9 protein-coding genes and 1 pseudogene are annotated in these 10,613 nt (G+C 73.5%); 5 read left to right on the forward strand and 5 right to left on the reverse strand.

Translation table 11 applies throughout. The annotated features are described in order from the left end of the window. Positions 1–22: 22 nt before the first annotated feature. From ACZ4YL_RS09705 to ACZ4YL_RS09715, 3 genes are all read left to right on the forward strand, one after another. Positions 23–2,728 carry an alpha/beta fold hydrolase gene (locus ACZ4YL_RS09705; RefSeq protein WP_468115101.1) on the forward strand — a complete coding sequence of 902 codons (2,706 nt, stop codon included), beginning with the start codon at positions 23–25 and terminating at the stop codon, positions 2,726–2,728. Continuing rightward, positions 2,725–3,597: an ABC transporter permease gene (locus tag ACZ4YL_RS09710; protein ID WP_301363952.1), complete on the forward strand. Its 873-nt coding sequence runs from the start codon at positions 2,725–2,727 to the stop codon at positions 3,595–3,597. Before ACZ4YL_RS09705 ends, ACZ4YL_RS09710 begins: the two co-directional genes overlap by 4 nt. Positions 3,598–3,720: 123 nt before the next feature. Continuing rightward, positions 3,721–3,885 (forward strand): hypothetical protein, encoded by a 165-nt coding sequence (locus ACZ4YL_RS09715; protein ID WP_468115104.1) that lies wholly within the window; start codon positions 3,721–3,723, stop codon positions 3,883–3,885. A 20-nt stretch (positions 3,886–3,905) separates the two neighbouring features. Here ACZ4YL_RS09715 and galK read toward each other — a convergent pair whose 3' ends face one another. The 5 genes and pseudogenes from galK to ACZ4YL_RS09740 all read right to left on the reverse strand — a co-directional run bounded on the left by galK (position 3,906) and on the right by ACZ4YL_RS09740 (position 8,230). Beyond that, positions 3,906–5,066, reverse strand: a complete 1,161-nt coding sequence (gene galK / locus ACZ4YL_RS09720; RefSeq protein WP_468115106.1) for a galactokinase — start codon at positions 5,064–5,066, stop codon at positions 3,906–3,908. Then, positions 5,063–6,106 (reverse strand): galactose-1-phosphate uridylyltransferase, encoded by a 1,044-nt coding sequence (gene galT / locus ACZ4YL_RS09725; RefSeq protein ID WP_468115107.1) that lies wholly within the window; start codon positions 6,104–6,106, stop codon positions 5,063–5,065. Before galT ends, galK begins: the two co-directional genes overlap by 4 nt. A gap of 13 nt (positions 6,107–6,119) precedes the next feature. Further along, a complete protein-coding gene (locus ACZ4YL_RS09730) occupies positions 6,120–6,269 on the reverse strand; it encodes a hypothetical protein (protein WP_468115108.1) in 150 nt (49 codons plus the stop codon). Between the two features lie 456 nt (positions 6,270–6,725). Further along, complete coding sequence (locus ACZ4YL_RS09735; RefSeq protein WP_468115110.1) at positions 6,726–7,346, reverse strand: RICIN domain-containing protein; 621 nt, start codon at positions 7,344–7,346, stop codon at positions 6,726–6,728. A 220-nt stretch (positions 7,347–7,566) separates the two neighbouring features. Then, positions 7,567–8,230, reverse strand: a pseudogene (locus tag ACZ4YL_RS09740) (SCO6745 family protein). Positions 8,231–8,286: 56 nt separating this feature from the next. On the opposite strand from ACZ4YL_RS09740, the gene ACZ4YL_RS09745 reads away from it, so the two are divergent. Together ACZ4YL_RS09745 and ACZ4YL_RS09750 are read left to right on the forward strand one after the other, a co-directional pair. Then, on the forward strand, positions 8,287–9,924 hold the full coding sequence (locus ACZ4YL_RS09745) for a N,N-dimethylformamidase beta subunit family domain-containing protein (RefSeq protein WP_468115112.1): 1,638 nt from the start codon (positions 8,287–8,289) through the stop codon (positions 9,922–9,924). A gap of 159 nt (positions 9,925–10,083) precedes the next feature. Beyond that, positions 10,084–10,482, forward strand: coding sequence for a VOC family protein (locus ACZ4YL_RS09750; protein WP_468115113.1), 399 nt, complete (start codon positions 10,084–10,086; stop codon positions 10,480–10,482). Positions 10,483–10,613 lie beyond the last annotated feature (131 nt).

Consider the following 10,613-nt stretch of genomic DNA (forward strand, 5'->3'; position numbering starts at 1 on the left):
AACGGGCCCTTAGGGTGCCCGTATGAAGCTCCGAATGCCCCGGCGCCGCCGAGACCGTCTGCTCGCGGGCGCCGCCGCGCTCGCGGTCGTGGCGGGGGCCGGTACGTGGACGGCCGCGTCCGCGACCGGTGACGAACCCGCCGTGCACCGCCAGGACCAGGTCGTGAACATGCCCGGCGCCGGGATCGACACCTCCTATTTCACCGCGGGCGGCGGTGTGGAAAGGCGTCCCGCCGTCCTGCTCGGGCACGGTTTCGGCGGCAGCAAGGACGATGTCCGCGAGCAGGCCGAGCGCCTCGCCCGGGACGGGTACGCCGTCCTGACCTGGTCGGCGCGCGGCTTCGGCCGCTCCGAGGGCCGGATCGGCCTGAACGACCCCGAGTACGAGGTCAAGGACGTCTCCCGGCTCATCGACTGGCTCGCTGCCCGGCCCGAGGTGCGGCTCGACGCGGCCGGCGATCCGCGCGTCGGCGTCTCCGGGGCCTCGTACGGCGGCGCGATCTCGCTGCTCGCGGCGGGTCACGACCCGCGGGTCGACGCGATCGCCCCGCAGATCACCTACTGGAACCTCGCGGACGCCCTCTTCCCGAACGGCGTCTTCAAGAAGCTCTGGTCCGGCATCTTCTTCACCAGCGGCTCGACCGACGGGATGCAGCAGGCCGTACCGGGACAGCGGCCCGGTACGGCGGCCGCGCCCGGCTGCGGACGGTTCCAGCCCGAGCTCTGCGCGATGTACGAGCGCGTCGCGGTGGCGGGCAAGCCCGATCCCGAGGCCCGCACCCTGCTGGAGCAGCGCAGTCCGTCGGCCGTCGGCGACCGGATCAAGGTCCCGACCCTGATCGTGCAGGGCCAGGACGACTCCCTCTTCCCGCTGGACCAGGCCGATGCCATGGCCAAGGCCATCGCGGCGAACGGTGCGCCCGTCTCCGTGGACTGGGCCGCCGGCGGGCACGACGGCGGGATGCGCGAGGCCGACCGGGTCGAGGCCCGGGTGGCCTCCTGGTTCGACCACCACCTCAAGGGGGACGAGGGCGCCGACACCGGCCCGGCGTTCCGGGTCACGCGCTCCGGAGGCATCGACTCCACCGACGGCGAGGTCACCCTGCGCGGCGCGACCGGTGACCGGTACCCCGGGCTGGCATCCGGCCCGCGGGAGTTCGCCCTGACGGGGCCGGAGCAGACCTTCGCCAATCCGGCGGGCGGCGCGCCTCCCGCCCTGTCCGCGCTCCCGGGCATCGGCGGGCAGCTCGCCGCCTTCGGAGCCGGGCTCTCGCTGGACTTCCCCGGGCAGAACGCCCGGTTCGAGTCGGCGCCGCTGGCCGAGGACGTGACGATCACCGGCACCCCGACTCTCACCCTGAAGGTGAGGTCGACAGCCGCGGACGGCTCGGCCGTTCTGTTCGGCAAGGTGTACGACGTGGGGCCCGACGGCCGTCAGCAGGTGCTGCCGAGCCAGCTGGTCGCCCCGGTACGGGTCGAGAGCGCGCAGCAGGGTGCGACCGTGCGGCTGCGGCTGCCCGCGATCGACCACTCCGTGGCGGCCGGACACCGGCTGCGGCTGGTGATCGCCGCGACCGACCTCGGCTATGCGACCCCGGCGGCGCCGGCCACCTACACCGTCGCCCTGGAGAGCCCGCTGGCCGTGCCGGTCGCCGCACAGGTGCGGACCGCCTCGGCGGGGCTGCCCGCCTGGACCTGGTGGCTGCCGCTGGCCGCGATCGCGCTGGCCGCGGCGCTGCTGGGCGTACGGCGGACCGGCCGGGGGGCTTCCGGGCCGGGGTCCGGGGCGGCACGGCCGGACGCGGCACTGGCCGACGTACCCCTGCAGATCACCGGACTGACGAAGCGCTACGCGAAGGCGCAGGACCGGTACGCGGTGAAGGACCTGTCCTTCCGCGTCGAGAAGGGGCAGGTACTGGGACTGCTCGGGCCCAACGGGGCCGGGAAGACCACCACCCTGCGGATGCTGATGGGGCTGATCTCGCCGGACGCCGGGGAGATCCGGGTGTTCGGGCACGCGGTACGGGCCGGAGCGCCCGTGCTGTCACGGGTCGGGGCCTTCGTGGAGGGCGCCGGATTCCTCCCGCACCTGACGGGCCGCGCCAATCTGGAGCTGTACTGGCAGGCCACCGGCCGCCCGGCCGAGGACTCGCACATGGCCGAGGCCCTGGAGATCGCCGGGCTCGGCGACGCGCTGAAGCGCGCGGTACGCACGTACTCACAGGGCATGCGCCAGCGCCTCGCGATCGCGCAGGCGATGCTCGGAATGCCGGACCTGCTGATCCTCGACGAGCCGACGAACGGTCTGGACCCGCCGCAGATCCGGGAGATGCGGGACGTGATGATCCGCTACGCCGCGGGCGGGCGGACGGTCATCGTCTCCAGTCACCTGCTGTCGGAGGTGGAACAGTCCTGTACGCACCTGGTCGTCATGGACCGCGGCCAGCGGGTCGCGGCGGGCGAGGTCTCCGAGATCACCGGCGGCGGGGACATGCTGCTGGTCACGCTGGCGGAGCCGGTGGACGAGGTGAGCGTCGAGAAGGTGGCGGCGCTGGAGGGAGTGGGTTCCGTGGTGGCCGCCGATGACGGGCTGCTCGTACGGCTCGAAGGCGCGACGGCCGCGGGGCTGATCGCCGAACTCGTACGGCTGGAGGTGCCGGTGAGCGGAGTGGGACCGCACCGGCGACTGGAGGACGCGTTCCTCACCCTGATCGGAGGTGCGGCGTGAGTACGGCGACGACGGTACGGGAGGTGGCTCCGGGCTACCGGGCGAGCCGTACGCTGCCGCTGCGCGTGGAGGCGCTGCGGCAGTGGCGCCGGCGGCGGACGCTGGTGATGGGCGGGGTGCTGGCCGCGCTGCCCTTCATCCTGATGATCGCGTTCGCGGTGGGCGGCGGGCCGGGCAGCCGGGGCGGCGGGAACGGCCGCATCACCCTGATCGACACGGCCACGGCCTCGGGTGCGAACTTCGCCGCGACCTGTCTGTTCGTCTCGGCCGGCTTCCTGCTGGTGGTGCCGGTGGCGCTGTTCTGCGGGGACACCGTGGCCTCGGAGGCCAGCTGGTCCTCGCTGCGCTACCTGCTGGCCTCGCCGGTGCCTCGGGCGCGGCTGCTGTGGAGCAAGCTGGTGGTGGCGCTGGGCTTCAGTCTGGCGGCGATGGTGCTGCTGCCGGTGGTGGCGCTGGCGGCGGGCACGGCCGCGTACGGGTGGGGGCCGCTGAAGCTCCCGGCGGGCGGGGCGCTGGCGGTCGGGGACACCGTGCCGCGGCTCGCGCTGGCGGTGGCCTTCGTCTTCGTGTCGCAGCTGGTGACGGCAGGTCTGGCGTTCTGGCTGTCGACGCGGACGGACGCGCCGCTGGGCGCGGTGGGCGGGGCGGTCGGGCTGACGATCGTCGGCAATGTGCTGGACGCGGTGACGGCCCTCGGGTCGTGGCGGGAGTTCCTGCCGGCGCACTGGCAGTTCGCGTGGGCGGACGCCCTGCAGCCGCAGCTGGAGTGGGGCGGGATGGTCAAGGGGGCGGTGGTGTCGGTGTCGTACGCGCTGGTGCTGTTCGCGCTCGCCTTCCGCGGGTTCTCCCGCAAGGACATCGTGTCCTGACCGGGCACGGACGGCCCGCGGCCCGCAGCCCGAGGTTCCCCGGGCCGTGGGCCGTGGGCCGTGGGCCGTCCGTGGCAATGCGGCCGCGCCCGAGTGTGGCTGCGGTCCGATCGCCCCGGCACGATGAACAATCGCTTCGGCGAGCAGCGGCCCGGTACCGGCGTGACCGTCGTCGGCATCCGGCCCATGGAACCCGCCGGGCAGGACAACCCCGCGTTCGTCGGCCCGGTGCCCGGCGCCACGCCGCCGCCCCTGACCCCCTGCCCCCCTGACCTCCTGACCTCCTGACCCCCTGACCCCCTGACCTCCTAGAGGAGGCGGGCGGCGCCCGGGGAGGGGGAGGCCGTCGTGACGCGGGGTGGTGTGAAGCCCGCGCGGCGGAAGGCGTCCGTCACCGCCTGGGTCACCGGCCGCTCGGCGTCCGCGTCGATCAGGGACAGCGCCGAGCCGCCGAAGCCGCCGCCCGTCATGCGGGAGCCGTACGCGCCCGCCGCGCCCGCCGTGGCGACCGCCAGGTCCAGCTCCGGGCAGGACACCTCGTAGTCGTCGCGCAGCGAGAGGTGGCCTTCCGTGAGCAGCGGGCCCGTCTCGCGCAGCCGGCCGGCCCGCAGCAACTCCTCGATCCGCAGCACCCGTTCGTTCTCGGTCACCACGTGCCGGACCCGCCTCCTCTGCACCGGGTCCGCCAGGCGTGCCAGGGCCTGCTCCAGCTCCCCGTACGGGAGGTCGCGCAGGGCGGGCAGGCCCAGGGCCTCGGACGCGCGGTGGCAGGAAGCCCGGCGCCGGCTGTAGGCCCCGTCGGCGAGTGCGTGCTTGACCCGGGTGTCGATGACGAGGAGGCGCAGGCCGGCCGCCGCGCAGTCGAAGGGGATGTGGCGCTGTTCGAGGCTGCGGGTGTCGAGGTGGAGTGCGTGTCCCTCGGTCGCGCAGGCCGAGGCCGTCTGGTCCATGATCCCGCACGGGACGCCGACGTACGCGTTCTCGGCGCGCCGCGCGAGTGCGGCGAGCTCGGGGCGGGTGAGCGGGATCCCGTACAGGTCGGTGAGGGCCAGCCCGGTGGCCACCTCCAGGGCGGCGGAGGAGGACAGACCGGCGCCGGTCGGTACGTCGGACCGTACGTGCAGATCGGCGCCGCCGACCGGGAGTCCGGCGTCCAGCAGGGCCCAGGCGACCCCGGCGGGGTACGCGGCCCAGCTCGCGGCGCCCTGCGGAGGGCGCGCGGGATCGAGGTCGGCGAGGTCGAGGGTGACCGCGCCGGATGGGGCGTCGGCGGAGTGCACCCGCAGGATCCGGTCGGTGCGCCGGGCCACGGCCACCTCGGTGCGCTGCGGGAGCGCGAAGGGCAGGACGAAGCCGTCGTTGTAGTCGGTGTGTTCGCCGATCAGGTTGACCCGGCCCGGGGCCGCCCAGACCCCCTCGGGCGGGTACCCGTACAGCTGCTGGAAATCGTCCGCCGCCGACCCGCTCACGCGCTCGCCACCTCCCGCAGTCGCGCGGCCGCGGCCTCGGGCCGGACGTCGTTCATGTAGGCCTCCATGCCGGATTCGGTCCCGGCCAGGTACTTCAGCTTGTCCGCGGTCCGGCGGATGGTGAAGAGCTCCAGGTGGAGCGCGAAGTCGGCCCGGCCCTCGCCCGCCGGGGCCTGGTGCCAGGCGGAGATGTACGGGGTCGGCTCGGGCCGGTCGAAGAGCCGGTCGAAGCGGCGCAGCAGCTCCAGGTAGACCCGGGGGAACTCGGCGCGGGCCTCGCCGCCGAGGGCGGGCAGGTCGGGGACCCGGTGGCGCGGGTAGAGGTGGACCTCGTACGGCCAGCGCGCCGCGTAGGGCACGAAGGCGGTCCAGTGCTCCGTTTCGAGGACCACGCGGGTGCCTTCGGCGCGCTCGGCGGCCAGGACCTCCTCGAAGAGGTTGCCGCCGGTGCGCTCGCGGTGGGCGGCGACGGTGGCGAGCATCCGTGTGGTGCGCGGGGTGACGAAGGAGAAGGCGTAGATCTGGCCGTGCGGATGCGCGAGGGTGACGCCGATCTCGGTGCCGCGGTTCTCGAAGCAGTAGACCTGCTGGACGCCCTCACGGGCGGAGAGTCCGGCGGTGCGGTCGCTCCAAGCGGCGAGGACGAGCGCGGCGCGCTCCTCGTCGAGGTCGGCGAAGGAGGTCAGGTGGTCGGGGGTGAAGCAGATGACCTCGCAGCGGCCGGTGTCGCCGGCGAGGGAGGGGAAGCGGTTCTCGAAGACGGCCACCTCGTAGTCGGGGGCCGGGATCTCGCTCGCGCGTTCCTCGGTGGAGGGGCACAGCGGGCAGGCGTCGGCGGGCGGATGGTAGGTGCGGGCCTGCCGGTGGGAGGCGATGACGACCCGGTCGCCGAGCAGCGGATCGCGCCGTACCTCGGAGCTGCCCGTGGTGGCGGGGGCGTCGAGCGGACGCGTGTCGGGGCAGGCGCGGGCGGCGCCGTCGCCGGTGTCGTAGTAGAAGATCTCGCGGCCGTCGGCGAGGCGGGTGCTCGTGCGCTTCACGGAAGGAACTCTCTCACTCCAGGGTGACGACCGTGGTGCGGCCGAGGTCGGGCCGGTCGCGCAGGGGCAGTTCGGTGCCGGGGCGCTCCGGTTCGAGAACGATGATCTCGCTCTCGTCCGTTCCGTCGCGCCGGAGGGGTCCGGGGGCTTGGAGCGGCAGCATGTGGGGGCTGCTCCCGCGCCTGCGGATCCGCTCCCGGAAGTCGTACCGGCGGTGGTGGCTCCGGCGAGCCCTGCATGGCAGCGGGACGTGGAGGCGGTGCTGGGGCAGAGCCGTCGCACCATGGAAGAAGTGGGGCTGATGGCGAGCCTCGGTACTGCCTGCGGCGCGGTTCGGGACGCGGTCGGCGCTGATGCCCGAGACGGGGAATACCTGGCCTCGCCGGTGTCGCGTTTCTTGTGGCGGTCCCCGTCGAACCCGGGCGGTCGTCCGCCGCGTGAGCCTTTGCCCAGACGGGCGGCCCGGCCGTCGCATCCGGGCAGAATCCCGTCGATCACCTGCCACACCGCCCGTTGCCGACCGGCGGGAACAGCCGCAGCCGTTCCCGCCGGTCGGCATCCGTCAGATCACCCCGCGGAGCGCGATCCGCACGCCCGGAGTCGGCTCCTGTTCACGAGGTCAGTCGGCCCAGACGTCCCACCATTGCTGCGACTGGAAGTTCTTCTGCCACAGCTGGACGCGGGCTCCGTTGCCCAGGACGTTCGCGTCGCGGTCCATGACGATGTTGCCGCCGCTGTAGAAGCGTGCGTTGTAGATCGCACGGTCGCCCGACGGGTGGGCCCAGCTCTGCTGCGGGGTGTTGTTGCAGTCCCAGATCTGTACCTTGGTGCCGTTGCGGCCACCGCCGTTGAGGTCGGCGTCCAGGCACTTGCCCGGGAAGCGGTAGCTCTCCAGCGCGCCGTTGTTCCAGAGGTACCAACGCTGCTGGGTGGTGCCGTTGCATTGCCAGATCTGGACGACCGTGCCGTTGCCGCCACCATTCGCGTCCACGTCCAGACACTGGGTCGTGGGGCGTTTGGCGAAGTCGTTGGTGATCCGCACGGGCTGGTTCAGCAATCGCTGCGGCGCGGCGACCGTCACGCCCTGCGGCGGTGCGGCCCAGGACACGGGCTGGGGTGCGGTCTGGGCCGGAGTTGCAGTCACACCAGTGGCATCGGCCCCGGCGGTTCCGGTCAGAGCTGCGGCGAAAGCGACGGCGGTGGCTGCGGTGACCGCCGCCGATCGGGTGATACGAGGCATGTTCCCTCCCAAGTCTGCGGGTGCATACGGGCGTTGCCGCTCCAGGCCGGCGACGCCCGGCAGGTGCCGGCAAGCAGCTGAACACAGCCCCGCCCCTCGGTGTCAGAACGCCGATTCGGCCATGGAGGCTTGGACCGTCCGGAGGCGGGCCGCAGAACGGATCGGGCGCCTGCGCGCCGAGGCGCGCCGACGGTCGCGAAGGCTCCTCGCGGGCGGCGGATCAGCCCTCGTAGTCGTACTTCACCCCGATGCCCAGGGTGCCCTGGGTGGGGAGGATCCCGGCGCCGACGATGTCGAGGACCGGCGGGAGGAGGACTTCCGCGAGCCGGGCCACTTCCTGCGGGGTCAGCGCCGACCACGGGCCCGAGGCGAGTTCGTCGGTGAGCTTTTCGACCCCGGTGCGCAGCGCCAGCCCTGCTTCGGTGGCCGCGCCGTCCTCGGCCAGCAGGCCCCGGGAGGCGAGCCGCTCGCGGGCGGCGTTCCACTCGCCGGCGGACCACCGGCGGCTCTCGAACCACTGGGCGCCCGCCGGTGGTGACGGCCTCGGCGGCGCGCCGGGCCAGCCGGGCGGCCTCGGCCAGGTCCGGGGAGGCGGTGCGCTCGCCGAGCAGGGCGTGCAGCGAGCGCTCGGCGGCGACGGCCCGGGCCGTGAGCACCCGGGCGGGCGGGGCGGTGTGCCAGGACTGTGCGAGGTAGTGGTCCACCATGCCGGGGCTGAAGCTGTAGAAGAGGGCGTTCACGAGCCCCGCACCGGCCGGGCCCAGGGGTGCGGCCCGGTAGGCGAAGTACATCGGCCACCGGTCGTCGGTGGCGTAGCCGAGCGCGCCGGCCTCCTCGTAGGCCTCGGGGGCGAAGTAGACGACGGCGTGGACCGGTTCGAGCAGTCGTGCCGGTCAGGCCGGTGGAAGCGCGGGCCAGAGCGTCACATAACGTGCTCTCCATGCATCAGATGTACTCGGCCGGGCCCGCCGCGGACGGCGAAGACGCAGGCAGGCGGCGGTTCCTCGCGATCGCGGCGGGGGCGGCCACGGCTGCGGGGCTCGGGACCCTGGCCGGTTGCGCGAACGGCGAGGGCGAGGCCGGATCCGGGTCGGGGCCTCGGTCCGCGACGGCGTCGGAGTCCGCCGCGCCGGGCGGGAAGCCGCCGGCGGCCGGGCCGCAGGGTCTCGACGTCAAGGCCGAGAACGCCCGCCCGGGCCACGCCGACTGGCCGGTGGACAAGGCCGGTCCGGCGCGTGCCATCGAGGGGTTCGCGGACAAGGTCAGCGTCCTGCCCGGCGAGTCCTTCGGGCTGCACGTGTCGACGACCGCGCCCCGGTTCACCGTCTCCGCCTACCGGATGGGCTGGTACGGCGGGGCCCGGGCGCGGCTCGTGTGGCGCTCCGAGGCACTGCCCGGGGCCCGGCAGCCCGAGCACACGGTGGACGCCGGGACCAGGACGGTCCGCACCCGGTGGACCCGTAGCGCCACGGTCGAGACGAAGGACTGGCCGGAGGGCAGCTACCTGCTGCGCCTGGACGCGCAGGGCGGCGAGGGCCGGCGGTTCGTGCCGATCACCGTCCGGTCCGCGGCGACCGCCGGCCGTACGGTCGTGGTCAACGCGGTGGCCACCTGGCAGGCGTACAACCGTTGGGGCGGATACGGCAGCTACGACGGCCCCGGCGGCGGCTTCGCCTCCCGCTCGCTCGCCGTGAGCTTCGACCGGCCGTACGAGTACGACGACGGCGCGGGCCTGTTCCTGGTGTACGAGGCTCCGCTGATCGCGCTGGCCGAGCGGCTCGGCATACCCCTCGCCTACACCACCACCACCGATGTGGCACGGGAGAAGCGGCTCCTGGAGGGGGCGGCGGCGGTGCTCTCCCTCGGGCACGACGAGTACTGGTCGCCGGAGCAGCGGGCCCACTTCACGGCCGCCCGCGACGCCGGTACCAACATCGCGATCCTGGGCGCGAACTGCTGCTACCGCCGGATCCGGCTGGAGCCCTCCGACCTGGGGCCGGACCGCACGCTGGTCTGCTACAAGTCGCCCTACGAGCAGGACCCGGGGTTCAAGCGCGGCCATCCCGCGACGGTGGACTTCCGCTCCGCGCCCGGCGCGGACCCGGAGAGCTCGCTGCTCGGCGTGATCTACGACGGCTATCCGGTGGACGCCCCGTACGTGGTGACCAACCCCGGGCACTGGCTCTTCGAGGGCACCGGCGCGAAGGCGGGCGACCGCTTCGAGCACCTGGTCGGCGTCGAGTACGACAAGGTCAACACGGGTTTCCCGACGCCCCGGCCGATCGAGATCCTGGCCCACTCCCCCGTGGTGTGCGAGGGGCGGCCCAGCCACCAGGACACGGCCTACTACACGGTGGCGAGCGGGGCGGGGGTGTTCGCGACCGGCACGATGCGGTGGGTGGAGGCCCTGGACGCGACCGGCGACGGCCGCAGCGGACGCAACCACGGTCTGGACGCGCGCTCGGGGGCGCTGACCACCCGGGTGACGGAGAATCTCCTGCGGGTGTTCGCGGCGGGCCCGGCCGGCCGGTCCCACCCGGCGCAGGACAACGTCAAGGCGGTGTACGGGAGTTCGTGAGCAGGTGCGGCGGCCGGGCCGGGAGGTGGGGTGCGGGTCGAAGAGGGTGGACTTCGCCCGAAGAGGGTGCTTAGGATCGTGATCACGGCATCGCGTGTCGGTCACCGTCCGGGTGAGGCATGGAGGTGCCCGTGACGTGCCTTTCGGAGGCATTCACCCATGTCCGTTCATCTGAACCACACGATCATCCACTCCCGTGACAACCGGGAGTCCGCCACCTTCCTGGCACATGTCCTCGGCCTGGAGGTCGGGACCGAGTGGGGGCCCTTCGTCCCCGTGGACACCGCGAACGGCGTCACCCTGGACTTCGCGACCGTCCCGGCCGGGTCCATCGTCCCGCAGCACTACGCGTTCCTCCTCTCGGAGGAGGAGTTCGACGTGGCGTTCGAGAAGATCCGGTCGGCGCGGGTCCCGTACTTCGCCGACCCGCACGGCCGGCACCCCGGCGAGATCAACCACAACGACGGGGGCCGCGGGGTGTACTTCACGGACCCGAGCGGCCACGGGATGGAGATCATCACGCGCCCGTACGGCTACCAGGAGCCGGGCGCCGAGTAGGCCTCGGCCGAGCATGCGCGCGGCGGGGGGGGGGGGGTTCTTCTTCCCCCCCCCCCCCCCCCGGCCCCCCGAACCAGAGCACCACCCCCAATCAGCAAAAAGAGAAGGACCTACCCCCCACAGCACTCCAC

The sequence above is a fragment of the Streptomyces sp. NPDC030021 genome, assembly GCF_055574035.1.

What these genes read in the sequence shown, in the direction of transcription:
- ACZ4YL_RS09705 (WP_468115101.1), top strand. Translation starts at nt 23, where the DNA reads ATGAAGCTCCGAATGCCCCGGCGCCGCCGAGACCGTCTGCTCGCGGGC.
- ACZ4YL_RS09715 (WP_468115104.1), top strand. Translation starts at nt 3,721, where the DNA reads ATGAACAATCGCTTCGGCGAGCAGCGGCCCGGTACCGGCGTGACCGTC.
- ACZ4YL_RS09730 (WP_468115108.1), bottom strand. Translation starts at nt 6,269, where the DNA reads ATGCTGCCGCTCCAAGCCCCCGGACCCCTCCGGCGCGACGGAACGGAC.
- ACZ4YL_RS09735 (WP_468115110.1), bottom strand. Translation starts at nt 7,346, where the DNA reads ATGCCTCGTATCACCCGATCGGCGGCGGTCACCGCAGCCACCGCCGTC.
- ACZ4YL_RS09745 (WP_468115112.1), top strand. Translation starts at nt 8,287, where the DNA reads ATGCATCAGATGTACTCGGCCGGGCCCGCCGCGGACGGCGAAGACGCA.
- ACZ4YL_RS09750 (WP_468115113.1), top strand. Translation starts at nt 10,084, where the DNA reads ATGTCCGTTCATCTGAACCACACGATCATCCACTCCCGTGACAACCGG.